The organism is Allobosea sp. P5_A5 (genome assembly GCF_056400625.1).
In genome coordinates this window covers 201,615-224,790 of sequence record NZ_JBFUKY010000008.1, presented here as the reverse complement: position 1 = coordinate 224,790, position 23,176 = coordinate 201,615, and the positions used below count along the sequence as shown (strand labels likewise).

Here is a 23,176-nt window from a genome sequence, read left to right as displayed (position 1 = left end):
GCGATGACGAGCGGATCTGCTCACTTGCCGATACAGAAGCCCGCGAATAGCTGGTCGAGCACGTCCTCCACACCGACACGCCCAACCAAGCGCTCAAGCGCGAGGGTCGCTTGCCGAATGTCTTCCGCTATCAGTTCGCTTTGCCCGTGGCCGGCTTGAACAGAACGCTCCAATGCCGCGATCGCGGCCTCGACCGCTTGCCGGTGGCGTTCTCTGGTCAACAGCGCCGGCTCGGCAGGCCGGTCTGCCTGAAGCCGCGCCTGGATCGCAGCGAGCAGCGTCGATAAACCCTCTCCCGTCGTGACAGAGATACGAAGTTCGTCCGAAGACGCATCTCCACTGAGATCGGCCTTGGTCGCGATTGCGATAACGTTGGTGGATGTCGACGAACGATACGGGGGCGAATCGATCGCGCGAAGCGCCAGCACGAGATCGGCGCGCTCTGCGATCGCGCGGGCCCGTCTGACACCTTCGGCCTCGATCGGGTCGGTGCTGTCCCTAAGGCCAGCTGTGTCGACAAGGGTGACGGGCAGGCCGTTCAGATCGAGCCGAACCTCGATGGCATCGCGGGTCGTTCCAGCAATCGGTGAAACAATGGCGACATCCCTTTGCGCGAGCACATTGAGCAAACTCGATTTGCCGGCATTGGGCGGGCCGGTCAGTGCGACGACGAAGCCTTCCCGAACGCGTTCTCCTGTAGCGAAACTCCCGAGCGCCTGACGCAGGGAAGCCAGAACGCTTGCAGCCAAAGACAGAGCCTGGTCGACGAGAGGGCCACCGACATCTCCCTCATCGGAAAAATCCAGCTCAGCGGCGAGGAGGGAAGCCGCTTCCAGCAGCTGCGCGCGCCATTGAGCGACAAGGAGCCCAAGCGCTCCTTCCATTTGCCGAAGCGCCTGCTTGCGCTGCCATTCCGTCTCCGAATCGATCAGATCGGACAAGCCCTCGACGGCTGCGAGGTCGAGCTTTCCGGCCTCAAAAGCCTGCCTTGTAAATTCGCCGGGCTCGGCCAGTCGCACATCGGGCAGGCCCGTCAGACGGGCCAGCATGGCAGCCAGCACCGCCTGTGAGCCGTGAATATGGAATTCGGCGACATCCTCTCCGGTAAAGCTGGCAGGCCCTGGGAAGAACAGAAGCAACCCCCGGTCGATCGGCTCGCCATCGGCCGCACGAAACGTCGTGAGAATAGCAAGACGTGGCTGGGGGACACGGCCAGCAATCGTTTCGACGGCGAATCGTGTCGCAGGTCCTGAAAGCCGCAGGACGGCGACGCCCGCACGGCCTGGCCCAGATGAGAGGGCAACGATCGTCGGTTGGCGAGGCGTCATGAGAGCGGTTTTGGCGGAAACGGGCGGCGACGACAAGTCAGACCGCCCTCGGTTCCAACGATCAACTGCGGTGGTCATACCAAGTATGACTCAGTCAACCGGCCATACCTGCACTAAAATCGGAGTGGGGCAGGGCAGTCCGTTCCGGAGCCGAATCGGACGATTGTACGAGCGCCGTCATCTCAGCAAAAAGCCGCCGCTTCTGCATCGAGCAGAAGCGGCGGCTTTTAAGGTCGAACTGTCCGATGCTCAGGTGTTCATCGAGTCGAAGAATTCGGAGTTCTGTTTGGTCTGGCGCAGCTTATCGATCAGGAACTCGACCGCGTCTTGCGGGCCCATCGGGTTCAGGATGCGGCGCAGCACATAGGTCTTCTGCAGATCCGACTTCGGCGTGATGAGCTCTTCCTTGCGAGTACCCGATTTGAGGATATCGATCGCCGGGAAGATACGTTTGTCCGCAACTTTGCGGTCCAGCACGATCTCGGAGTTACCCGTGCCCTTGAACTCCTCGAAAATGACCTCGTCCATGCGCGAGCCGGTATCGATCAGTGCGGTCGCGACGATCGTCAGCGAGCCACCCTCTTCGATGTTGCGGGCGGCACCGAAGAAGCGCTTCGGGCGTTGCAGCGCGTTGGCGTCGACACCGCCGGTCAGCACCTTGCCGGAGGAGGGAACGACCGTGTTGTAGGCGCGGCCGAGGCGCGTGATCGAATCCAGCAGAATCACGACGTCGCGGCCGTGCTCGACCAGCCGCTTGGCCTTCTCGATCACCATTTCCGCGACCTGAACGTGACGCGACGCCGGCTCGTCGAAGGTCGACGACACCACTTCGCCCTTCACGGAGCGCTGCATGTCGGTGACTTCTTCCGGCCGCTCGTCGATGAGGAGCACGATCAGATAGCACTCGGGATGATTGGTGCTGATCGACTGCGCGATGTTCTGCAACAGCACGGTCTTGCCGGTCCGGGGCGGCGCGACGATCAGCGCGCGCTGGCCCTTACCGATGGGCGAGACGATGTCGATGACCCGCGGCGAGAAATCCTTCTTCGTCGGATCCTGCACCTCGAGCTTCAAACGCTGGTCCGGATAAAGCGGTGTCAGATTGTCGAAGTGGATCTTGTGCTTGATCTTCTCCGGATCCTCGAAGTTGATCGTATTGACCTTCAGCAGCGCGAAATAGCGCTCGCCGTCCTTCGGACCGCGGATCGGCCCCTCGACGGTATCGCCGGTGCGCAGGCTGAACTTCCGGATTTGGGTGGGCGAGACATAGATGTCGTCCGGCCCGGGGAGATAATTGGAATCGGAGGAACGCAGGAAGCCGAAGCCATCCTGCAGAACCTCGACGACGCCCTCTCCGATAATCTCGGTTTCGCGCGCGGCGAGTTGTTTCAGGATCGCGAACATCAGCTCCTGCTTGCGCATGGTGCTGGCGTTCTCGACCTCGACTTCTTCGGCAACCGACAGCAATTCGGTCGGCGATTTGCTCTTGAGCTCTTGGAGCTTAATTTCCCGCATGGGGCACCCGGATCGTCATGCCCTGCGATGGCAGGGATGGGATTGTACTGGAAGGATCGACCGCCCGAAGGCCCCGTGCGAGATTTTTCGCACCCGAGCGACTGCGATGCAGCCTGCTCTCACTGATCGATGACAGGAAGGACGCTGGAGAAGCGCGCAGTCCTGATAGCCCAGATCGCAACCCCGCTCAAGCGAAAACGCGGCAGGCTTCAGAACGGTTTCACGATGACGAGGATCACGATGCCGAGCATCAGCACGGCCGGCACCTCGTTCATGATCCTGTAGGTTCGTGCGGACTTGTCGTTGCGATCCTCGGCGAAGGCACGCACGCGACCGGCGAGATACCCGTGAACGCCGGACAGGAGGATGACGAGCAGAATCTTGGCATGGAGCCACCCGCCCTTGAAGGCGAAGGCGGACCAGGCGAGGTACAGCCCCAGCACCCAGGTCACGATCATGGCGGGGTTCATGATGCCCTTGAGCAGCCGGCGCTCCATCAGCTTGAACGTCTCCGACTGGATCGACCCCCGCTGAGCCTCCGCATGATAAACCATCAGCCGTGGCAGATAGAGCATCCCGGCCATCCAGGAGATGACGGCGAGAACGTGAAACGCCTTGATCCATTCGTACATGATTGAGCCTCAGCCTCTTATCGTCTTGAGCAAGCGCTCGACATGCGCAATCGGCGTATCCGGCAGAATGCCATGGCCGAGATTAAAGACGAAAGGCTTGGCGGCGAAGGCCGCAAGGATGGCTTGCGTCTCGCGCTCCAGCTCCGGCCCGCCAGCGCGCAGGATTTGCGGGTCGAGATGGCCCTGGACCGGCACCAGAGTCTGGATATCGGCGACGGCAAATGAGCGATCGATATCGGTTTCCAAACCGACCGCATCGACGCCGGTCTGCCGCACGTAATCGGGGATAAGCCGGCCGGCCCCTCGCGGAAATCCGATGATCTTCAGTTGCGGATGTGAAGCGCGCACGCCCTCGACAATCCGCCGGGTCGGTAAAATACTCCAGCGCTGAAAATCCTCGGGCTCGAGCGACCCGGCCCAGCTGTCGAAAATCTGCACGACATCGACGCCCGCGGAGGCCTGGGCGTTGAGATAACGGATCGAGGCCTCGACGATGCGGTCGATGATGGCCTGAAACAGATCGGGGTCGGCGCCGAACAATGTCTTGGCCGGCCCCTGATCGGGGGTCCCGCGCCCGGCGACCATATAGGTCGCAACCGTCCAGGGCGCCCCGCAGAAGCCGATGAAGCCCGTATTGGAGGGCAGGGCGCCGCGTACCCGCGCAACCGTCTCCAGGATCGGCGCAAGCTTGGCATTATCTGCCGCATCGTCGATCTCGGCGAGCCTTTGGCGGGTAGCCACCGGCTCAAGCCGTGGCCCCTCGCCCTCGACGAACCAGAGCTTCTGCCCCAGCGCCTGCGGCACGACGAGAATGTCCGAGAACAGGATCGCGGCATCGAAGCCAAAGCGCCGGATCGGCTGCAGGGTCACTTCGGCAGCCAGCTCCGGATTATAGCACAGCGAGAGAAAACTACCGGCTCGCGCCCTGACCTCGCGATATTCCGGAAGGTATCGGCCCGCCTGGCGCATCAGCCAGACCGGAGGAACCGACTGAGCCTCACCATTCAGCGTGCGAAGAAAACGGGATGATTGGCTCGTCGCCGAGCCCAAAGGGCGATCCATCCCCAATCCTTTCTCAAAGAGATTCTATTTAAAGATTCTCTTTCTTTGACTCTTGGATAGGTCCGATACCCGGACGCAATCCTATCCACAACCGTTCCACAGCCCATGAGACGACGGGTCGCGCTCGGTTTACCGGCTGGCAGGGGGGTTAAGACTTTATTAACGAATTGGAATCCGGCCCGCGCCGTTTTGGTCGCGGAATGATTCACGTGAAACACTTTCTTTACCATGCACAGCGACGGGCCTGTTGATCGATCGGCGCAGTTATACAGGCGCGGGCTCCGCGGCCGTGAAAACCCGGTTTTGTCCACACCTCTCCCGGGGGGTCGGGATAACTCGATTTCGAAGGCCGCCGGTCGCCATTTCATTTTCACGCTGCATCGGGCTAGAGATCGCAGGACCGTCACCCGTGAGGACGCCGTGGCCCGCAACTATTTTCACCTGCATCTGGTCTCCGACGCGACCGGTGAGACGCTGATCGCCGTCAGCCGTGCCGCTGCCGCCCAATACGAGACAGTCTCGGCGATCGAGCACGTCTATCCGCTGGTGCGCTCGGAGGCACAGCTTGCCCGGGTTCTAGCCGAGATCGAGACCTCGCCCGGCGTCGTCCTCTACACGCTGGTGGAGCCGGAGTGGCAGGAAAAGCTCGAGAACTTCTGCCGAGAGCTGGGCTGCCCTTGCTTGTCGGTGCTGCAGCCGGTTCTCTCGCTGTTCCAGTCCTATCTCGGGCAGGCATCCACGACGAAACCCGGGGCGCAGCACGTCCTCAACACCGAGTATTTCCGTCGCATCGACGCGATGAACTACACCTTGCTGCATGATGACGGGCAGCTCGGCGGCGACCTTGAAAGCGCCGATGTCATCCTCGTCGGCATCAGCCGAACCTCCAAGACGCCGACCTCGATCTACCTTGCCAATCGCGGCATCAAGACCGCCAATATCCCGCTGGTGCCAAGCGTGCCGCTACCGACCGAACTCGACTTGGCCAAGAAGCCCTTGATCGTCGGCTTGGTGGCGAGCCCTGACCGCATCGTGCAAATCCGCCAGAACCGCCTGCTTTCGCTGCGCGCCGATGACGAGACCTCCTATGTCGATCCGGCTTCGGTCGCCGACGAAGTCGCCCAGTCGCGCAGGCTGTGCGCCCGCCGGGGCTGGCCCGTGATCGACGTGACGCGTCGGTCGATCGAGGAGACGGCCGCCTCGATCGTGGACCTGCTTCGCGATCACCGCATGAAGTTCATCGCCACATGAGCGACAGGTCGCTCTGGCTGTCGGACCAGCCGCTGGTCCTGGCCTCTGGCAGCACGATCCGCCGCGATATGCTGGTGGCAGCCGGAATCCCGGTCGAGGTGGTGAGACCGGATGTGGATGAGCGCGCGATCGAACTTCGTCTCCAGGGCGAGGGTGCCTCCGGAGATCGGGTCGCAAGAACTCTGGCAACCGCGAAGGCCGAGGCCGCGTCCCGGCTGCATCCCACGCGCCTCGTTCTTGCAGCCGACCAGACCCTGGTCTGCGAAGGCAGGAGCTTCCACAAGCCCGAGGACCAGGCTCAGGCTCTTGCGCAATTGACCGAGCTGGCCGGCCGCAGTCACACGCTGCACTCGGCCTTCGCCTTGGCGCGCGCCGGCAGGGTGCTCGGCGAAGGGGCGGACGTGGCGACATTGACGATGCACGCCTTTGGTGACGGCTTTCTCGCGCGCTATCTTATGTTAGCGGGCCCCAGCGTCCTGACCAGCGTCGGCGGTTACCAAATCGAGGGCTTGGGCGCCCAGCTCTTCGACCGGGTCGACGGCAACCATTTCACCATCCTCGGCCTGCCGCTTCTTTTGGTGCTGTCCAGCCTGCGGCAGCAGGGCTGCCTCATCCACTAACGGATTTTCCCAATGCGCTGCTTCGTCATCGGACACCCAATCGCCCACTCCCGCTCGCCGATGATCCACCGTGCCTGGCTGCGGCAATACGGGCTGAGCGGCACCTATGATGCGATCGACGTGGCGCCCTCCGATATTCCGGCTTTCATGCAGGGATTGAGGGAGGGGGCCTATACCGGCGGCAACGTCACGCTTCCGCACAAGGAAGCGGTGATACCCTTCGTCGATGAGATCGGCCCGGCCGGGCGAGCGATCGGTGCCGTCAATACGATCTGGCAGGAGGGCGGGCGTTTGATAGCTGATAACACCGACGTGATGGGTTTCATCGGTCATCTCGATGCCAGTGTGCCGGGTTGGCAGGACCGGACGGCGACCGCCCTCGTGCTCGGGGCCGGCGGTGCTGCGAAGGGGATCTGCTACGGACTGATCCAGCGTGGCGTCGAACGGATCATCGTCGTCAATCGCGGGCGAGAGCGCGCCGATGAGCTGGCTGCCGCGCTGGGCAAGTCCATCATCGTGCGCGAATGGCGGGATGCGCCGGGGGCCGTGGCCGAGGCCGATCTGATCGTCAACACCACGGCGCTGGGCATGAACGGACAGCCACAGCTCGATCTCGACCTCTCCCTCATGAAACCGGGCACGATCGTCGACGATATCGTTTATGTGCCGCTCAAGACGGCCTTGCTGATCGAGGCCGAGCAACGCGGCGGCATCGCCGTCGACGGGCTTGGCATGTTGCTGCACCAGGCCGTTCCCGGCTTCGCCCATTGGTTCGGCGTCACGCCGGCGGTCACACCGGCGCTTCGCGCGCCGATAGAAGCGGATATCCTGAGAGTCTGATTCGCCGGATACGGGAAATGACCTTCGTCCTGGGCCTCACGGGCTCGATCGGTATGGGAAAATCGACGACCTCCGGGTTCTTCGTCGATCGCGGCGTGCCGCTGCATGACGCCGACGCGACCGTCCACCGGCTGCATCGCGGCTGGGCGGCGGCGCCGATCGAAGCAGCCTTCCCCGGTACGGTGATCGATGGCGTGGTCGACCGCGCAAGCCTCTCCGTCGCTGTGCTCGGCAAACCCGAGGCGCTGCGCCGGCTGGAAGCAATTATCCACCCGTTGGTGCGCGAGGCGGAGGAGCAGTTCGTGGCCCGCTGCCGCGCAGCCGGCGTTGCGATGGCCGTCATCGATGTGCCGCTTTTGCTGGAGACTGGCGGGCAGGCGCGCTGCGATGCCGTGCTGGTCGTGACGGCACCCGCCGACGTCCAGCGGGAACGCGTTCTCGCGCGGCCCGGCATGACGGTCGAAAGGCTCGAGGCTATTCTCGCCCGGCAGATGCCGGATGCCGAGAAGCGCCGCCTTGCCCATTTCCTTGTGGACACCAGCCGGGGGCTCATGGCCGCGGAGCGGCAGGTCGGGTCTATCCTGACCGCGCTCGCCGGCCGGCCCGGCCATGTCCTGGTAGGACAAGAGGCGTCTACGGCACTTTGAAGCAGGTCTGACATCCGATGCGCGAGATCGTTCTCGATACCGAAACCACCGGGGTGGAGCCGAACAATGGCGACCGCATCGTCGAGATCGGCTGCGTCGAATTGCTCAACCATTGTCCGACGGGCCGGACCTTCCACGTCTACATCAACCCCCAGCGCTCGATGCCGGTGGAAGCCTTCAACGTCCACGGGCTCTCGGAGCAGTTCTTGTCCGACAAGCCGCTCTTTGCGGCGGTGGCAGCCGATTTCATCGATTTCATCGCCGATGCCCGGCTGGTGATCCACAACGCCGCCTTCGATGTCGGCTTCATCAACATGGAATTCGCCAAGCTCGGCCTGCCGCCGATCGCGCAGGCCCGTGTGGTCGATACGCTGTCGATGGCCCGCCGCAAGCATCCGGGCGCGTCCAACAGCCTGGATGCGCTCTGCTCGCGCTATGGCATCGATAACAGCCGCCGCACCCGGCACCGGCACGGCGCCCTGCTCGACTCCGAGATCCTCGCCGAGGTTTATATCGAACTGCTTGGCGGCAAGCAGGCTTCGCTCGGCCTGGGTAGCGATATGTCGGCCGGCCGACCTGGGTCGACCGTTGCGATTCTGGAAAAGCCGCAGCGGGTGCGCCCGTTGGCCCCTAGGCTCGACGAGGCCGCGATCCGCGCTCATGAGGCCTTCATCCTCGGTGCGCTCAAGGCGCCGCTCTGGAAGGGTTATCTCGGCATCACCGACGAAGCGGCGCAGTAGCCCTCGAACACGCTGTCATTCCGGGTTCGCGCCTATGGCGCGCCCCGGAATGACAGAGGGATGTGCCCTCAGACGGCCTTGCGGCGCGACAACATGTTCAGGCCTTCGACCAACGCCGAGAACGCCATCGCCGCGTAGACATAGCCCTTCGGCACATGCACGCCGAAGCCTTCCGCGATCAGCATGGCGCCGATCATCAGCAGGAAGCCGAGCGCCAGCATCACGATCGTCGGGTTCTTTTCGATGAAATGCGCCAGCGGGTCGGCCGCGAGCAGCATCGTCAGCACCGCGACGATGACCGCGATCACCATCACCGGCACATGCTCGGTCATGCCGACGGCCGTGATGATCGAATCGATCGAGAACACCAGATCGAGGATCAGGATCTGCACGATCACGCCGCCGAAGGTGACGCCGGCGGCACGGCCACCGTCGAACACGTCGGGGCCGGCAGCGGGATCGACCTTGTGATGGATTTCCTTCGTCGCTTTCCAGACCAGGAAGAGGCCGCCCGCGATCAGGATGAGATCGCGCCAGGAGAAGGGCTGGCCGAGGACAGTGAAGACCGGCGCCGTCAGCTTGACGATGATCGCGACCGTGCTGAGGAGGCCAAGGCGCAGGATCAGCGCCAGGCCGATGCCGATCTTGCGGCCCTTCGAGCGCTGATGCTCCGGCAGCTTGTTGGTCAGGATGGAGATGAAGATCAGGTTGTCGATGCCGAGCACGACCTCCATGGCGATCAAGGCTCCGAGCGCGGCCCAGACAGTGGGGTCGGAGGCAAGCGTCATAAGGGCGTCCATCAGGTCTCCATCGGATACGGAAAAGGCGGGCGTCCCTGTCGGGGCGTCCGCCGTAATGCGGTCCAGATGGAGAGCGGGATGTCCCTGCGCAAGATCAACAATTCGACGCAATAAACGAAGAAGGGGCCCTGCAGGGCCCCTTCGATCGCTGCCATCCGGAAAGGCTCAGGCGTTTCCGACCGGCTGCATGCTCTGCTGATAGAGCGCCGCGAAATCGATCGAGGGCACATAGAAGGGCGGGAAACCACCGCCCTGCACCGCCTCGGCAATGATCTGGCGGGCGAACGGAAACAGCAGGCGCGCGCAATCGATCACCAGCACGGGGTGAATGTGCTCCTGCGGAATGTTCTGCAGGCGGAAGACGCCGCCATAGCTCAGATCGAAGGCGAACAGCGTCTCGCCATTCAGTTCGGCCTTGCCCTCGAGCTTCAGCACCGTCTCGTAGTCGGTGTCGCCCAGCGGCGTGGTGCCGACATTGACCTGCAGCGACATCTGCGGGCCCTGCTGAGCCTCCTGCTGGGAGAGCGCGTTCGGCGCCTTCGGGTTCTCGAACGAGAAATCCTTGGTGTACTGGATCAGGGCGTTGAGGCTGGGAGCCGCAGTGGCGGCATCGGTGCCATCGCCGTTGGGAAGTTCGTTGGCCATCGGTGCGATCTGTTCCTGGCAGGCTGTCTCGGGAAATCCCGCGCCGCCTCGGGCCGCACGGGATCGCGCTCCGCCGTTCCGGCGCGCCGCGCGCGTCGGCTATCATGGACGGATGGGTGGCACAAGAAGTCGCCTTCACAAGCGCGGGGGTGGATGTTACGAGCCAGTCACACCATATGACGCCGAGATGGTTGCCTGCCTTAACCGGGTGCCCTTCTGAGCGATGCCGATAACGGGGAGCCGCGGGCCAGCCTTCGATGCAAAATTCCTTCGACATGACGACGTTGGTCTTCCTGGCTCTGGCCGTTTTCGTCGCCTGGAAGCTGCGTTCCGTCCTCGGTCAGAAGACCGGGAACGAACAGCCGCCGAAGGACCCGTTCGCCCGTCGCGAGACGCCGCCGGTGCGACCTGACCAGCAGGGCCAGGGCGAGCAGCGCGACAACGTCATCCGCCTGCCCGGCGCTGCCAATGATCCGGTCGCACCGCCGCCTTCCGCCGAGCTTTGGAAGGACATCGCCCCGCCCGGCACGCCGATGGCCGACGGGATCGACGCGATCGTCAAGCAGGAGCCCGCTTTCGATCCGCGTGAATTCGTCGTCGGCGCCCAGTCGGCCTATGAGACGATCGTCACGGCCTTTGCGCGCGGTGATCGCAAGACGCTGAAGGGCCTGCTCGCCAAGGACGTCTATGACGGTTTCGAGCAGGCGATCACCGATCGCGAGAAGCGAGGCGAGAAGGCCGAGTCGAATTTTGTCTCGATCGACAAGGCAGCTCTCTCCGGTGCCGAGGTCAAGGGCAAGACGGCCCAGGTCACGGTCGCATTCGTCTCGCAGCTGATCAGCGTCACCCGCGATGCTCAAGGCGCGGTCGTCGACGGCAGCGCCGAACAGGTCTCGCAGGTCAACGACATCTGGACCTTCTCCCGCCAGCTTGGCAGCCGCGACCCGAACTGGCTGCTGGTCGCGACCGAAGCCGGCGTGTGAACCATGCGAGCGTCGGTCGGTGGCCGGCGCTTCTGTCTTTCTGTTTCGCCTCGGTGACGGCCATGGCGTCTGCGCCCTTTCCCCTGCCCCCAGGCGCGCGTGCCGAAGAAATCTCGCCCGGCGCCTTGCCGGGCTGGACGCTGGATGATCAATCCCTGTCGCTGGCGATCTTTGCCAAGGGCTGCATGGCCGAGCCGCCCTTGCGACAGGGCGTAACGCCGCCCCCGCTGCTCGAAGCGGCCTGCACACAGGCCATGGCGCTTGTGGCGGCCGGCCCGCCCGAGAGCGCGGTAAGCCGCCGTTTCTTCGAGGATCGATTCCGCTTCTGGCGCATTCGCCCGCGGAATGCCGAGACCGGCTTCATGACCGGCTATTTCGAGCCTGAATTCGAGGGCTCGCTGACGCGATCAGACGCTTTCCCGACACCGCTATTCGGGCGGCCGAACGACCTGGTGACGCGTCAGCTGGACGATGTCTGGCCTGGCCTGGATCCCGCGCTGTCCGCCGCGCGTCGGACCGGAACCGGCCTGGAACCCTTCCCCGACCACGCCGCGATCGAGGATGGCGCCCTTGAGGGGCAAGGCCTCGAAATCCTCTGGCTGCGCGATCCGGTCGACCGTTTTGTGCTGCAGGTCCAGGGGTCCGGCCGCGTCCGGCTGCCCGATGGCACGGTCACGCGGCTGGTTTATTCCGGCCGCAACGGCTTGCCTTATACCTCGCTGGGCCGCGTGCTCAGCCAGCGCGAGACCATCCCGCCCGAACAGATGACGATGGACCGGCTGGTGGCCCGGCTGAAGGACAATGCCGTATTCGCGCGGGATCTGATCCGGCTCAATCGCTCTTTTGTCTTCTTCGCCCGCCGGGACGATCTGCCACTTGAAGCGGGGCCGATCGGCGGGGCCGGTTTGCCGCTGACGCCGCTTCGCAGCATCGCCATCGACCGCACGATCTGGCCCTATGGCCTTCCGGTCTGGCTCGATACGACGATCCCGGACGGACAGGGAAACAACCCCCCATTCGCCGGTCTCATGATTGCGCAGGACACCGGCTCCGCGATCCTCGGACCGGCAAGGCTTGATCTCTTCGTCGGCTCGGGCGCGGCCGCGGGCCACCGTGCCGGGCTGATCCGGCACCCGACATCCTTCGTCGTGCTCTGGCCGCGCTGATGCGAAGCCGGCGGGGCAAGACGTTGAGCGAAGCCGATATCGCACTCTGGCGACAGGTCGCGCGCTCGGTCAAGCCGTTGCCGGGCCGAACGCCCATCGAACCCGAAGCCCCGCTTGTCGCGCCGGTGACGGCGATCATCGAAACCGCAACCTTTATCGTCGCCGCACCTCCCGCGAAGGCCGTGGCGCCGACCCCACCGCCGCTGGCTCCGATCGAGCGGCGCCTGCGCACGCAGCTCAGGCGTGGGCAGCAGGATATCGAGGCGTCAATCGACCTCCACGGCATGCGCCAGGACGAGGCGCATCTGGCGCTCCATGCCTTCCTGCGCCGGCAGCAGAGCCGGGGCACGCGCCTCGTGCTCGTGGTGACCGGCAAGGGTGGCGCAGGCCCTGGCCTGTTCGGCGAGGAGCGCGGGGTGCTGCGCCGCATGGTGCCGCATTGGCTTCGTCTGGCCGAGCTTCGCCCTCTGGTGCTGGGCTTCGAGGAGGCCGAACAGCGCCATGGCGGCTCCGGCGCACTTTACATCCGCCTGCGCCGTCACAAGGGCCTCGGCGCATGACGCCCTTCGGCCGGCGCGTGCGGGAGCTGCGCCAGCGCCGTGGCATCACGCTCGCCCAGATGGCCGACGGGCTGGGCGTGACGCCGGCCTATCTCTCGGCCCTGGAGCATGGCAAGCGCGGCCGCCCGACCTTCACCCTAATCCAGGGCACCATCCACCTGCTCGGGGTGATCTGGGACGAGGCTGATGAGCTCGTTCGCCTGGCCGATCTCTCTCATCCGCGGGTGACCGTGGACACGGCCGGCCTCGACCCGGAGGCTACGCTTCTGGCGAACCGGCTRGCGCGCGAGATCGGCAACCTGGCATCGGATGAACTGCGGCGCCTCGGCGCCATTTTGGATGAAGCCGAAACTCGCCGAGCCTCTGGCTGAGCGCTTGGCTTGACCAGCCTTTGCGCGGATGCGACAGGGCCGAAAGCCATCTGTCGGCCGTCGCGCCGCCCATCCCGGACCTGTCATGACCCAGACCCGCACGGACGTCCTCGCCATCGGCAACGCCATCGTCGACGTACTCGCGTCTGCGGAGGAGAATTTCCTCGCTGCGCAGGCGCTGACCAAGGGCGCGATGATGCTGATCGATGAGCCTCGCGCCGAGCACCTTTATGCGGCGATGGGCCCGGCCCGGATCATTTCGGGTGGCTCGGCCGCCAACACCATCGCCGGGCTGGCGTCTTTCGGCGGCCGGGGCGCCTTCATCGGCAAGGTCAGGAACGATGAACTCGGCGGGCTTTATCGCCATGATCTCACATCGCTCGGCGTCGCCTTCGACACGGCAGCGGCGACGGAGGGCGCGGCGACGGCCCGCTCCTTCATTATCGTCACGCCCGATGGCGAGCGCACGATGAACACCTATCTCGGGGCGTGCCAGGGCCTCTCGGTCGCCGATGTCGATCAGAAGGCCGTCGAGGCCGCCGATATCATCTATCTCGAGGGCTACCTGTGGGATCCGCCGGCAGCGAAGGAGGCATTCCGCAAGGCGTCCGAGATTGCCCACAAGGCCGGCGGCAAGGTCGCGATCACTCTGTCGGACTCGTTTTGCGTCGATCGCTATCGCGACGAATTCATCGGCCTCGTCCGCAACCGCATGGTCGATCTCGTCTTCGCCAACGAGCACGAGCTGAAGAGCCTGTACCAGACCGCCGATTTCGACACGGCTCTGGCGGCTTTGCGGGCAGAGAACATCGCAGCCGTGATCACCCGCTCGGAGAAGGGCGCGCTGGCCGTGACGCCGGATGGTATCGTCGAGGAGCCGATCTTCCCGGTCGAGCGCGTCGTCGACGCCACCGGTGCGGGTGATCTCTTCGCGGCAGGCTTTCTCTACGGCCTGACCTCGAACCGCGAGACCCGCGATTCGCTGCGTCTCGGTGCGCTCGCCGCAGCCGAGATCATCTCCCATCTCGGTGCCCGTCCGGATGTCAGCCTGAAGACGCTGGCCGGGAACGAAGGGCTGCTGTGAAGCCGTCGCCGTCGCTCCGGTGATTGCCGAGTAAAACGCGGGGAACCCTCTCCCGTAGGGAGAGGGCAGGGTGAGGGGTCGGCCGCTGGACGCTTGAGGCACCACTGACCAGTGACGCTGTGAGACCAGATTAGGCTGGTCCAAGGGCCTACACCTCACCCCTGCCCCTCTCCTTACAGGAGAGGGGTTCCCCCCGCCCTTTCAATACAGCGTCGCCTTGACCCGCGCCGGCAAGGCCTCGTCATAAGCGTTCCCATCAAACGTCTCGACCGTCGCATTCCGCGCGGTGATGTCGCGCAGGATCGTGCCGGCCGAGGGCAGGCTGCGCCGGTCGATCTGCCGCCCGGGATTCCAAAGCTCGGCGCGCACCACCGCCCGCGAGCACTGGAAGTAGACCGCCTCGACATGGACGACCATGACGCTCGCCGGCGGCTTGCCGTCGACCGCGAAGCGCTGACACAACTCAGGATCGCAGGACAGCTCGGCGCGTCCGTTCACGCGCAGTGTCTCGCCCATGCCCGGTATCAGAAAGAGCATTCCGATTCGATCGTCGAACAGGATATTCTTGAGCGAATCCAGTCGGTTATTACCTTTTCGGTCGGGAATCAGCAGCGTTTTCGCGTCCCTTACCGTGACGAAGCCCGGCAGATCCCCGCGCGGCGAGCAATCCAGCCCCTCCGGACCGACCGTCGCGAGCACGAAAAAAGGGGATGCGGCGATCAGCGCCTCATAGTTTTCGTCGACATGGTCAATCTCCTTGAAGACCGAAGCCGGCGCCATCGGGTTCGGATAGGCACGAGCGAGGTCGTCGAGCGAGGTGATGCGGTGGTCCGACATGCCGATCTCCATGGAACGGCATAAGTCTAGACCATTAACGGCAGAGCTGTCAGCTCCATTCTGGGTCGCGCGAAGTGGTGATCCGGGAATCATCGAGGAGGCAGATGCCGGAGCTGTCTTCAATACGTGATGCGCGGCCCCAGCCCCGACCATCACGGCGCCTCATAAAAAACGCCCCGCATCCTGCGATGCGGGGCGTCTCATGTTTCACGTGAAGCTTAAAGCATCACAGGAAGGCCGATCACTCGGCGGCGCCGCGCTCGCGTGACTTGTCGGCGTCGCGCTGGGCCTTGAGCTTCTCGGTGAGGTCCTCGCCGGTGGCCTGGTCGACGACCTTCATCGAGAGGCGGATCTTGCCGCGCTCGTCCTGGCCGAGGAACTTGACCTTGACCTTATCGCCTTCCTTGACGACGTCCGAGACTTTCTGGACGCGGTTGGCGGCAAGCTCGGAGATGTGGACGAGGCCGTCCTTGGCGCCGAAGAAGTTCACGAAGGCGCCGAACTCCATGATCTTGACGATCGTGCCGTCGTAGATCATGCCGACTTCGGCTTCCGAGACGATCGACTTGATCCACTTGATCGCGGCTTCGATCGACTTGCCGTCGGCCGAGGCGATCTTGATGGTGCCGTCATCCTCGATGTTGACCTTGGCGCCGGTCTTCTCGACGATTTCGCGGATCACCTTGCCGCCCGAGCCGATGACTTCCCGGATCTTGTCGACCGGGATCTTCATCGTCTCGATGCGCGGGGCATACTCGCCGAGCTGGCCGCGCGAGGTCGAGAGCGCCTTGTTCATCTCGTCGAGGATGTGGTCACGACCGCCCTTGGCCTGGTCGAGGGCGACCTTCATGATCTCCTCGGTGATGCCGGCGATCTTGATGTCCATCTGGAGCGAGGTGATGCCCTCGGCAGTGCCGGCAACCTTGAAGTCCATGTCGCCGAGATGGTCCTCGTCACCCAGGATGTCGGAGAGCACCGCGAAGCGCTCGCCTTCGAGGATGAGGCCCATCGCGATGCCCGCGACGGGCGCCTTCAGGGGCACGCCGGCATCCATCAGCGCCAGCGAGGTGCCGCAGACGGTGGCCATCGAGGAGGAGCCGTTCGACTCGGTGATCTCCGAGACGACGCGGATGGTGTAGGGGAACTCCGACTTTTCCGGCAGCATCGGCCGGATGGCGCGCCAGGCGAGCTTGCCATGGCCGATCTCGCGGCGGCCGGGCGAGCCCATGCGGCCGGCTTCACCCACCGAATAGGGAGGGAAGTTGTAGTGAAGCAGGAAGGTCTCCTTGTAGGTGCCTTCCAGCGAGTCGATGTACTGCTCGTCGTCGCCGGTGCCGAGCGTGGTCACGACGAGCGCCTGGGTCTCGCCGCGTGTGAACAGTGCCGAGCCATGGGTGCGCGGCAGGATGCCGGCTTCCGAGACGATCTTGCGGACCGTCTTGAGGTCGCGGCCGTCGATGCGGACGCCGTCGTCCAGAATGGTCCAGCGCACGACCTTGGCCTGCGCCTCCTTGAACTGGCCGCCGACCTGCTCCTTGGTGAAGGTCGTCTTGCCGTCCGGCGTGTCCGAGATCAGCGAGGAAACCTTCGCCTTGGCGGCGTCCAGCGCCTTGTAGCGCTCGGCCTTGGTCCGGATCTGGTAGGCGGCGCGGATGTCCTTGTCGACCAGCTTGAGCACGGCCTCGAGCACGACGGAGTTGTCGGCCGGGGTGTAATCGCGCGGCTCCTTGGCGGCCTTCTCGGCCAGGCGGATGATCGCGTCGATCACCGGCTGGAAGTGCTTGTGGCCGAACATCACGGCGCCGAGCATGATCTCTTCGGAAAGCTGCTTGGCTTCCGACTCGACCATCAGGACGGCGTCGGGCGTGCCGGCGACGACGAGGTCGAGCTGCGATCCCTTGATCTCGTCAACCAGCGGATTGAGCTTGTAGGCACCGTCGACATAGCCGACGCGCGCCGCGCCGATCGGGCCCATGAAGGGCACGCCCGACAGGGTCAGGGCAGCCGAGGTCGCGACCATCGCGACGATGTCGGGGTCGTTCTCGAGGTCATGCTGCAGCACGGTGCAGACGACCTGCGTCTCGTTGCGATAGCCTTCGACGAAAAGCGGGCGGATCGGCCGGTCGATCAGGCGCGAGACCAGCGTCTCCTTCTCGCTCGGGCGTCCCTCGCGCTTGAAATAGCCGCCGGGAATGCGGCCGGCCGCGAAGGTCTTTTCCTGATAGTTCACCGTCAGCGGGAAGAAATCGATCCCGGCCTTGGGCGATTTGGCCGAGACGACGGTGGCGAGCACCACGGTCTCGCCATAGGTGGCGAGCACGGCGGCGTCGGCCTGGCGGGCGATCTTGCCGGTTTCGAGGACGAGCTTGCGGCCGCCCCAGATCAGTTCTTCGGTTTGAATGTCGAACATGGATGTTTCGTCTTTCGGTCGGTTCGACCGGCCCGGCGCCTTCAGGCCCATGGGCAAGACGGCGGAACGCTCGGAAAAGGAATGGCGCCCGAGCGCTCGGCGATCCTGCCATGGACGTCTGCGACGCCCGGCCGGTGATACGGAAGCCGCCCCATGCGGCCGCCGCGGAAACAGGGCGAGCCGCCAGGCGGCATGGCCCCGAAAAGGAGCCGCCCGGAGCGTGGCTGCACCGGGCGGAAACTGTCTTCGATCGGCGCTTAGCGGCGGATGCCGAGCCGCTCGATCAAGGTCTTGTAGCGGCCTTCATCCTTGCTCTTCAGATAGTCGAGCTGCGAACGGCGCTGCGAGACCATCTTCAGCAGGCCGCGGCGCGAATGGTTGTCCTTCGCATGCGTCTTGAAGTGGCCGGTCAGGTTGTTGATGCGCTCGGTCAGGACCGCGCACTGGACTTCCGGCGAGCCGGTGTCGTTCGGCTTGGTGGCGTATTCCTGCATCAGAGCGGTCTTGCGCTCGGGTGTGATCGACATCGGGGTGTCCCTTCGGTCTGAGGTTGATCTGGCGGGCCAGGCCGGGATGTCGTCCAGCAAGGTCCGAAGTCCGCAAGCGCTTCATCGAGGAAGCGTCGCGCAGCCGGCTCGTTTCCGGCCGGTTGCGGGGCGTATACACCAAATCGCGGGAAATGCCAGCAGACGTGGAGCCCGGCAGGAGGTTAGCCGGTCTGTCCGCCGCTCAGCGTGCGGGCGTCGTGGCCTGCATCGGGCTCCCCTGCGCGTCGTTCATGGCTGGACCTCCGTCCCGACGGTCGTATCGCCGCTGCGCCGTCTCGATCTCGCCGATATGCGCTTCGGCCCAGATCGTCAGATGGTTGACGGTCGCCGACAATGTCCGCCCCAGCTCGGTCAGCGAATATTCGACCGTCACGGGCACGGTTGCGAAAACCCGCCGCGTGACGAGCCCGTCGCGTTCCAGGCTCTTCAGCGTCTGCGACAGCATTTTCTGAGAGATGCTTTCGATGCGCCGCCTCAGTTCGTTGAAGCGCAACGTGCCCTCATTGAGCGCGATCAGGATCAGCACGGCCCAGCTATCGCCGATCCGGTCGAGAATGCGCCGTGTCGGGCACAGCGCGGCAAAAGCATCGGGACGTTTCAGCATGGCGGTTTCGACATGTCGGTTTCCTGGACGTGACCACGTCGCCTGAAAGTGCCTTCTTTACGAGGGCAGCCGGCGAGATCACATAGGCTCCATCGGATTGCAGGTATCCGTTAGATACTTACAGAAGGAGCTTCCATCATGAAAGTCGCATTGATCGGTGCCAGCGGTTTTATCGGCTCGCGCCTCCTCGCCGAGCTGTCGAGCCGAGGGCACACTGTGACCGCCATTGCCCGCAACCCGGAGAAGGTCGCCGCGTTGCCAGCCGTCACCGCTGCAAAGGGCGACGTCTTCGACAAGGACGGACTGGCGGCGCTGATCGCCGGGCACGACGCAGCGATCAGCGCCGTGCATTTCTCCGCCAGCGATCCGCAGGTCTTGCTTGCTGCCGTGAAGCAGTCCGCCGTGCCGCGCTATCTGGTTGTCGGTGGCGCCGGCAGCCTTGAAGTGGCGCCGGGCGTGCAGCTCGTCGATACGCCGAATTTTCCGCAGGCCTATTACGACGAAGCCAAGAAGGGCGGTGCGTTCCTCGATCTGCTCAAGCAGGAGCAGACGCTGGACTGGACCTACCTCTCGCCTTCCGCGCTGATCCAGCCGGGCGAGCGTACGGCGCGGTTCCGGCTCGGCACGGATCAGCTCCTTGTCGATGCGGACGGCCAGAGCGCCATCTCGGCCGAGGATTATGCCATCGCGCTGGTCGACGAGCTCGAAAAGCCGGCCCATAGCCGCCGGCGCTTCACCGTCGGATACTGAAGCTCGCCGCGATAAAAAAAGCCCCTGCCTCTTTCGAGGGGCAGGGGTTTTTTTGATGGACGACCGGCCTTCAGGCCTTTCGGAAGCGCTTCTCGCCGATGCTGAGCGTGCCGCGCTTGAGCTTTCCGAGCGCGACCCAGCCCGCCTCACCCTCGAAATAAAGCTTCGAGCGGTCCACGGCATAACGACCGAGATGTTCGGCCCCGATGGCGGGCTTCTTCTTGCGAAACTGCCCGTTTGGACAAAGGTCGATCACGATGCTGCCGTCCTCGGTCTTCCAGGCGCCGATGGCGGCCTGTTCGAACGGGGTCGGCGCACCGACATCGGCAAAATCGATCTCAAGCGGCCGGGGCGAAGCGGCGGCGGGCGTGAAGCCCGAGGCAAACTGCCCCAAGGCCTGAAGAACCTGGCTGATTGGCATGTCTCTCGTCTCCCTGAAATGAGGAGAGTCCCGTCTCGCCCGGAGTGGCGATGCAGGGTCGACGGCGCTTGCGCATGCTGATGCACCCGCAACGTCGAAGTCTCACAACGATGTCTGTCGATGATGGCGCCTGCTAGGCACGACTGTGGCGGCGCTATCGGCGAAATGGGGGCGAGACGCCGCTTTTCAAGAGGCCGCGATGCCGGAAAGCGGGCGAATCGACGCCCGATGGTCGCCTGAACGCGCTAACGGCGCCTTTCGGCGCCGTTAGGAAGTATGGCCGGGCTCATCCGGTCGAAGGTGTCCCGTCTCAGAACTCTTCCCAGCCATCGTCCTGGGCACGGCCATTGGCGACCTGCCGGGGGGCGGGTTTGGCGGGGGCGGCGCGGGTCTGGGCGAAGGCGGCTTCGGCGAGCTGGCGCAGGCGCTGGGGTTCGCCGCCGCTGCCATGCGAGGCCATAGGGGCAGGAGAGCGCGCAGGCTTCGCCGATGCCGGAGCCGCAGTGCGCGGCGCCGGGCGTGAGGCGCTGCGGCTCATGCCGCCGGCCGCGGCGTAGGCCACCGGTGCGGCATAAGCCTGCTGGGAAGAGGCCTGCTGACCCTCACGTCCGGTCCTGAACTGGGCGACGAGGTCGTTGAGCTGGCCGATGCGGCCCGACAGCGCGCCGGCCGAGGCCGCGCTCTGTTCGGCGAGCGCGGCGTTCTGCTGCGTCATCTCGTCGAGATGCGCCACTGCCTGGCTCATCTCATCGATGCCGTTGGCCTGCTCGCCCGACGCCGCCGAAATCTCGGCGATGGTCGCGGCCACCTTCTGCGAGGCCTGCAGGATGTGGGAGAGCTGCTCGCCCGCCTGCCGCACCAGCTTGACGCCCTCCTCGACCTCGACGTTGGAGGAGGAGATCAGCGTCGAGATGTCCTTGGCCGCGTCGCTCGAGCGCTGCGCCAACGTGCGCACCTCCGAGGCCACCACCGCGAAGCCCTTGCCGGCGTCGCCAGCGCGTGCCGCCTCGACTGCCGCGTTCAGCGCCAGCAGATTGGTCTGGAAGGCGATGTCGTCGATCACCCGGATGATGTCGGAGATCTTCTGCGAGGCGGTCTCGATGCGGGCCATCGCCTCGACCGCCTGGCCGGCGATGACGCCGCCCGACTGCGCCATCTGCATCGCATCGTCGGCGATGCGCGCGGCCTCCTTCGAGCCTTGCGCCGAGGCCTTCACGCTCGCCGCAAGCTCCTCGGTGGTCGCGGCCGTCTCCTCCAGGCTCGACGCCTGCTCCTCGGTGCGCTTCGAGAGATCGTCGGCGCCCATGTTGATCTCGCGCGCCGCCAGCCCGACATCGCCCGCCGTGACCTGGATCGTCGAGACCGTCACCGACAAGCGGTCCACGGTCTCGTTGATCGCCGCCTTCAGATCGGCGAAGCGGCCGCGATAGCCCGTCTCCACCCGGTTGGTCAGGTCCCCGCCCGCGATCGCCTGCAACGCACCGGCAAACTCCGTCGTCGCGCTGTCGACCACCGCGTTGATCTCGTTGATGCCGGCGACGAGCTTCTGCATCTGCGCGTCGGCATCCTGGATCTCAAGCCGCGCCGAGAAATCGCCCGCCGCCGCAGCAGCCACGACCTCGCCGACATCCGACACCACGGCCTCCATCGACTGCGCCCGCGCCAGACGCGCCGCGGATGCCGCGCGCTCCTGCTCTTGCAGAACCGCGACCTGGGCCGTGGCGTCTTTCAGCACCGAAACCGAACGAGCCATCTGGCCGATCTCGTCGGCACTCTCGGTATGCGGCACCACGATCTGCGTGTCGCCGGCGGTCAGCTTCTCCATGACGCCGGCCAGCGCCAGGATCGGCCGCGTGATCAAGCGCTGGGCAAGGGTCAGGGCGATGCCGAAGCTCAGCAGCAGCGTAACCAGAAGCGCGGCTGGCAGGATATAGGTCGCGCGGGCGGTAAACGTGTCGGCGTCTGCGGCCAAGGCATCGCTGATCTTGATGTTGCCTTGGGCAAAGCTTGCGACCAGGTCGCCCAATGCCTTGCGGTTCGATCGGTTCGCGTCGTTGTTGCCTTGATCGTTGGCGGCCTGCGGCGAAACGCTCCGCCCGAGACGCACGGTCTCTGTGCGGAAGGTAATGAAGTCCGCGATGGTGGCTGCAATCTTGGCGGCAGTATCGCGCTCGTCGGCCGGCACCTTGTCCAACAGCTCGGCCGACTGCTTACGCAGATCGACGATGCGGCTCTCGACGCCCTTGGCGAAAGGCTCCGCCTCCTGAGGGGATTTCGCCATGTAGATGCCGCGCGAATCCGCCACGATGCCGATCATGCTCGAATTGATCCGCTCCGTGACGATCGCGATGTCGTCCATGAGGTTGGCGCTCTTGTTCAGGCGATCAGCCTGCAGCAACGTGTAAATGCTGAACACCGCGCACAGCACCGCACCGCCGGCGACGATCGCCAGCATCGCCATGATCTTGAGACGGATCGATTTCATGTGTCCTGGTCCCCCACGTCTTCCACCAGAGAGACGCAATTGGCTGACCAATATCTGCAATCGATAAAAAGAAGATTAAATACCTCACCTTTCGTAAGGCATGATGGCTTGCCGACAGGCAGCAACGTCAGGGCCTTTCCCCTTGATACTGGGCGCGCGCCTGAACATCTTGGCTCGCAGTCGTCCTCTCTCGCCGGTTTCGCAATGCCTGAACAAAGCCAAGTCCCCGTCATGCATGCCACCACCATTTTGATGGTGCGCAAGAGCGGGCGCGTCGTCATCGGCGGGGACGGACAGGTCTCGCTCGGCCAGACCATCATGAAGGGCAATGCGCGCAAGGTCCGCCGCCTTGCCAAGGGTGCGGTCATCGCCGGTTTCGCCGGCGCCACCGCCGACGCCTTCACCTTGTTCGAGCGACTGGAAAGCAAGCTGGAGCAATATCCGACACAATTGCTGCGGGCCTGCGTCGAGCTGGCGAAGGACTGGCGCACCGACCGCTATCTGCGGCGGCTGGAGGCGATGCTGCTCGTCGCCGACAAGGAGGTCTCGCTGTTGATCTCCGGCACCGGCGACGTTCTGGAGCCCGAGATGACCGAGCACGGCGCCGTGATGGCGATCGGCTCCGGTGGCAATTACGCGCTTTCGGCGGCGCGCGCCCTGATCGATATCGAACCGGACGCCGAGACGATCGTGCGCAAGGCGATGAAGATCGCCGGCGATATCTGCGTCTATACCAACCATTCCCTCGTGATCGAGACGCTGGACGCGGCGTGACGGCGTTCAAGTCCTTTGCCGGAGGATCTGCTGGTCATCCCGGGCGACCGGAGGGAGACCCGGGATCCATTCCGGAACCTCATAGATAAGTGCTCCGGAATGG

General features: G+C 64.6%; 24 protein-coding genes. 12 read left to right on the top strand and 12 right to left on the bottom strand.

Going from position 1 to position 23,176, the window contains the following annotated elements; translation table 11 throughout:
- Positions 1–20: 20 nt before the first annotated feature.
- The 4 genes from mnmE to hemE form a co-directional block, all read right to left on the bottom strand.
- Positions 21–1,364, bottom strand: coding sequence for a tRNA uridine-5-carboxymethylaminomethyl(34) synthesis GTPase MnmE (gene mnmE / locus AC1DR6_RS17035; protein ID WP_476830434.1), 1,344 nt, complete (start codon positions 1,362–1,364; stop codon positions 21–23).
- Positions 1,365–1,577: 213 nt separating this feature from the next.
- Positions 1,578–2,843: a transcription termination factor Rho gene (gene rho / locus AC1DR6_RS17030; RefSeq protein WP_476830433.1), complete on the bottom strand. Its 1,266-nt coding sequence runs from the start codon at positions 2,841–2,843 to the stop codon at positions 1,578–1,580.
- A gap of 209 nt (positions 2,844–3,052) precedes the next feature.
- Positions 3,053–3,475 (bottom strand): protoporphyrinogen oxidase HemJ, encoded by a 423-nt coding sequence (gene hemJ / locus AC1DR6_RS17025; RefSeq protein WP_476830432.1) that lies wholly within the window; start codon positions 3,473–3,475, stop codon positions 3,053–3,055.
- 9 nt (positions 3,476–3,484) lie between these two features.
- Positions 3,485–4,537 carry a uroporphyrinogen decarboxylase gene (gene hemE / locus AC1DR6_RS17020; protein ID WP_476830431.1) on the bottom strand — a complete coding sequence of 351 codons (1,053 nt, stop codon included), beginning with the start codon at positions 4,535–4,537 and terminating at the stop codon, positions 3,485–3,487.
- A gap of 420 nt (positions 4,538–4,957) precedes the next feature.
- Here hemE and AC1DR6_RS17015 point away from each other — a divergent pair, with 420 nt between their 5' ends.
- Genes AC1DR6_RS17015 through dnaQ form a run of 5 tightly spaced genes read left to right on the top strand, consistent with a single transcriptional unit; the run spans position 4,958 to position 8,635 of the window.
- On the top strand, positions 4,958–5,788 hold the full coding sequence (locus tag AC1DR6_RS17015) for a pyruvate, water dikinase regulatory protein (protein WP_476830430.1): 831 nt from the start codon (positions 4,958–4,960) through the stop codon (positions 5,786–5,788).
- Complete coding sequence (locus AC1DR6_RS17010; protein WP_476830429.1) at positions 5,785–6,408, top strand: Maf family protein; 624 nt, start codon at positions 5,785–5,787, stop codon at positions 6,406–6,408. Before AC1DR6_RS17015 ends, AC1DR6_RS17010 begins: the two co-directional genes overlap by 4 nt.
- 12 nt (positions 6,409–6,420) lie before the next feature.
- Positions 6,421–7,248, top strand: coding sequence for a shikimate dehydrogenase (locus AC1DR6_RS17005; protein WP_476830428.1), 828 nt, complete (start codon positions 6,421–6,423; stop codon positions 7,246–7,248).
- Between the two features lie 17 nt (positions 7,249–7,265).
- Positions 7,266–7,895 carry a dephospho-CoA kinase gene (gene coaE, locus AC1DR6_RS17000; protein WP_476830427.1) on the top strand — a complete coding sequence of 210 codons (630 nt, stop codon included), beginning with the start codon at positions 7,266–7,268 and terminating at the stop codon, positions 7,893–7,895.
- A 17-nt stretch (positions 7,896–7,912) separates the two neighbouring features.
- Positions 7,913–8,635: a DNA polymerase III subunit epsilon gene (gene dnaQ, locus AC1DR6_RS16995; RefSeq protein ID WP_476830426.1), complete on the top strand. Its 723-nt coding sequence runs from the start codon at positions 7,913–7,915 to the stop codon at positions 8,633–8,635.
- Positions 8,636–8,703: 68 nt separating this feature from the next.
- Here the strand turns inward: dnaQ and AC1DR6_RS16990 are convergent, their stop codons facing one another.
- Both AC1DR6_RS16990 and secB read right to left on the bottom strand, forming a co-directional pair.
- Positions 8,704–9,435: a TerC family protein gene (locus AC1DR6_RS16990; RefSeq protein ID WP_476830425.1), complete on the bottom strand. Its 732-nt coding sequence runs from the start codon at positions 9,433–9,435 to the stop codon at positions 8,704–8,706.
- 165 nt (positions 9,436–9,600) lie between these two features.
- On the bottom strand, positions 9,601–10,080 hold the full coding sequence (secB, locus tag AC1DR6_RS16985; protein WP_476830424.1) for a protein-export chaperone SecB: 480 nt from the start codon (positions 10,078–10,080) through the stop codon (positions 9,601–9,603).
- A 257-nt stretch (positions 10,081–10,337) separates the two neighbouring features.
- On the opposite strand from secB, the gene AC1DR6_RS16980 reads away from it, so the two are divergent.
- The 5 genes from AC1DR6_RS16980 (at position 10,338) to AC1DR6_RS16960 (ending at position 14,244) form a co-directional block, all read left to right on the top strand.
- On the top strand, positions 10,338–11,063 hold the full coding sequence (locus tag AC1DR6_RS16980; RefSeq protein ID WP_476830423.1) for a Tim44/TimA family putative adaptor protein: 726 nt from the start codon (positions 10,338–10,340) through the stop codon (positions 11,061–11,063).
- A gap of 62 nt (positions 11,064–11,125) precedes the next feature.
- The gene (gene mltA, locus AC1DR6_RS16975; protein ID WP_476830422.1) at positions 11,126–12,229 is read left to right on the top strand and encodes a murein transglycosylase A; all 1,104 of its coding nucleotides are present in this window, start codon (positions 11,126–11,128) and stop codon (positions 12,227–12,229) included.
- A 23-nt stretch (positions 12,230–12,252) separates the two neighbouring features.
- On the top strand, positions 12,253–12,789 hold the full coding sequence (locus AC1DR6_RS16970; RefSeq protein ID WP_476830421.1) for a Smr/MutS family protein: 537 nt from the start codon (positions 12,253–12,255) through the stop codon (positions 12,787–12,789).
- Positions 12,786–13,160 carry a helix-turn-helix domain-containing protein gene (locus tag AC1DR6_RS16965; protein ID WP_476830420.1) on the top strand — a complete coding sequence of 125 codons (375 nt, stop codon included), beginning with the start codon at positions 12,786–12,788 and terminating at the stop codon, positions 13,158–13,160. The genes AC1DR6_RS16970 and AC1DR6_RS16965 overlap by 4 nt, the downstream gene beginning before the upstream one ends.
- Positions 13,161–13,245: 85 nt before the next feature.
- Positions 13,246–14,244: an adenosine kinase gene (locus AC1DR6_RS16960; protein WP_476830419.1), complete on the top strand. Its 999-nt coding sequence runs from the start codon at positions 13,246–13,248 to the stop codon at positions 14,242–14,244.
- 201 nt (positions 14,245–14,445) lie between these two features.
- Here AC1DR6_RS16960 and AC1DR6_RS16955 read toward each other — a convergent pair whose 3' ends face one another.
- The 4 genes from AC1DR6_RS16955 to AC1DR6_RS16940 form a co-directional block, all read right to left on the bottom strand.
- Positions 14,446–15,081: a pyridoxamine 5'-phosphate oxidase family protein gene (locus tag AC1DR6_RS16955; protein WP_476830418.1), complete on the bottom strand. Its 636-nt coding sequence runs from the start codon at positions 15,079–15,081 to the stop codon at positions 14,446–14,448.
- A gap of 241 nt (positions 15,082–15,322) precedes the next feature.
- Positions 15,323–17,491, bottom strand: a complete 2,169-nt coding sequence (pnp, locus tag AC1DR6_RS16950) for a polyribonucleotide nucleotidyltransferase (protein ID WP_476830417.1) — start codon at positions 17,489–17,491, stop codon at positions 15,323–15,325.
- A gap of 257 nt (positions 17,492–17,748) precedes the next feature.
- Positions 17,749–18,018: a 30S ribosomal protein S15 gene (gene rpsO / locus AC1DR6_RS16945; protein WP_476830416.1), complete on the bottom strand. Its 270-nt coding sequence runs from the start codon at positions 18,016–18,018 to the stop codon at positions 17,749–17,751.
- A 202-nt stretch (positions 18,019–18,220) separates the two neighbouring features.
- Positions 18,221–18,643, bottom strand: a complete 423-nt coding sequence (locus AC1DR6_RS16940) for a winged helix-turn-helix transcriptional regulator (protein WP_476830415.1) — start codon at positions 18,641–18,643, stop codon at positions 18,221–18,223.
- Positions 18,644–18,781: 138 nt separating this feature from the next.
- Between AC1DR6_RS16940 and AC1DR6_RS16935 the strand changes: the two genes are divergently transcribed.
- The gene (locus AC1DR6_RS16935; RefSeq protein WP_476830414.1) at positions 18,782–19,393 is read left to right on the top strand and encodes an NAD(P)-dependent oxidoreductase; all 612 of its coding nucleotides are present in this window, start codon (positions 18,782–18,784) and stop codon (positions 19,391–19,393) included.
- 70 nt (positions 19,394–19,463) lie between these two features.
- On the opposite strand, the gene AC1DR6_RS16930 is transcribed toward AC1DR6_RS16935, so the two are convergent.
- Together AC1DR6_RS16930 and AC1DR6_RS16925 are read right to left on the bottom strand one after the other, a co-directional pair.
- The gene (locus AC1DR6_RS16930; RefSeq protein ID WP_476830413.1) at positions 19,464–19,814 is read right to left on the bottom strand and encodes an Atu4866 domain-containing protein; all 351 of its coding nucleotides are present in this window, start codon (positions 19,812–19,814) and stop codon (positions 19,464–19,466) included.
- A 310-nt stretch (positions 19,815–20,124) separates the two neighbouring features.
- A complete protein-coding gene (locus AC1DR6_RS16925) occupies positions 20,125–22,299 on the bottom strand; it encodes a methyl-accepting chemotaxis protein (protein ID WP_476830412.1) in 2,175 nt (724 codons plus the stop codon).
- Between the two features lie 204 nt (positions 22,300–22,503).
- Here AC1DR6_RS16925 and hslV point away from each other — a divergent pair, with 204 nt between their 5' ends.
- Positions 22,504–23,073: an ATP-dependent protease subunit HslV gene (gene hslV, locus AC1DR6_RS16920; RefSeq protein ID WP_476830411.1), complete on the top strand. Its 570-nt coding sequence runs from the start codon at positions 22,504–22,506 to the stop codon at positions 23,071–23,073.
- The last annotated feature ends 103 nt before the right edge of the window (positions 23,074–23,176 follow it).

Coding starts and splice junctions, on each gene's coding strand:
- rho (WP_476830433.1), bottom strand. CDS start 2,843: ATGCGGGAAATTAAGCTCCAAGAGCTCAAGAGCAAATCGCCGACCGAA.
- hemJ (WP_476830432.1), bottom strand. CDS start 3,475: ATGTACGAATGGATCAAGGCGTTTCACGTTCTCGCCGTCATCTCCTGG.
- hemE (WP_476830431.1), bottom strand. CDS start 4,537: ATGGATCGCCCTTTGGGCTCGGCGACGAGCCAATCATCCCGTTTTCTT.
- AC1DR6_RS17010 (WP_476830429.1), top strand. CDS start 5,785: ATGAGCGACAGGTCGCTCTGGCTGTCGGACCAGCCGCTGGTCCTGGCC.
- AC1DR6_RS17005 (WP_476830428.1), top strand. CDS start 6,421: ATGCGCTGCTTCGTCATCGGACACCCAATCGCCCACTCCCGCTCGCCG.
- coaE (WP_476830427.1), top strand. CDS start 7,266: ATGACCTTCGTCCTGGGCCTCACGGGCTCGATCGGTATGGGAAAATCG.
- dnaQ (WP_476830426.1), top strand. CDS start 7,913: ATGCGCGAGATCGTTCTCGATACCGAAACCACCGGGGTGGAGCCGAAC.
- AC1DR6_RS16990 (WP_476830425.1), bottom strand. CDS start 9,435: ATGGACGCCCTTATGACGCTTGCCTCCGACCCCACTGTCTGGGCCGCG.
- secB (WP_476830424.1), bottom strand. CDS start 10,080: ATGGCCAACGAACTTCCCAACGGCGATGGCACCGATGCCGCCACTGCG.
- AC1DR6_RS16980 (WP_476830423.1), top strand. CDS start 10,338: ATGCAAAATTCCTTCGACATGACGACGTTGGTCTTCCTGGCTCTGGCC.
- mltA (WP_476830422.1), top strand. CDS start 11,126: ATGGCGTCTGCGCCCTTTCCCCTGCCCCCAGGCGCGCGTGCCGAAGAA.
- AC1DR6_RS16960 (WP_476830419.1), top strand. CDS start 13,246: ATGACCCAGACCCGCACGGACGTCCTCGCCATCGGCAACGCCATCGTC.
- AC1DR6_RS16955 (WP_476830418.1), bottom strand. CDS start 15,081: ATGTCGGACCACCGCATCACCTCGCTCGACGACCTCGCTCGTGCCTAT.
- pnp (WP_476830417.1), bottom strand. CDS start 17,491: ATGTTCGACATTCAAACCGAAGAACTGATCTGGGGCGGCCGCAAGCTC.
- rpsO (WP_476830416.1), bottom strand. CDS start 18,018: ATGTCGATCACACCCGAGCGCAAGACCGCTCTGATGCAGGAATACGCC.
- AC1DR6_RS16940 (WP_476830415.1), bottom strand. CDS start 18,643: ATGCTGAAACGTCCCGATGCTTTTGCCGCGCTGTGCCCGACACGGCGC.
- AC1DR6_RS16935 (WP_476830414.1), top strand. CDS start 18,782: ATGAAAGTCGCATTGATCGGTGCCAGCGGTTTTATCGGCTCGCGCCTC.
- AC1DR6_RS16930 (WP_476830413.1), bottom strand. CDS start 19,814: ATGCCAATCAGCCAGGTTCTTCAGGCCTTGGGGCAGTTTGCCTCGGGC.
- AC1DR6_RS16925 (WP_476830412.1), bottom strand. CDS start 22,299: ATGAAATCGATCCGTCTCAAGATCATGGCGATGCTGGCGATCGTCGCC.
- hslV (WP_476830411.1), top strand. CDS start 22,504: ATGCCTGAACAAAGCCAAGTCCCCGTCATGCATGCCACCACCATTTTG.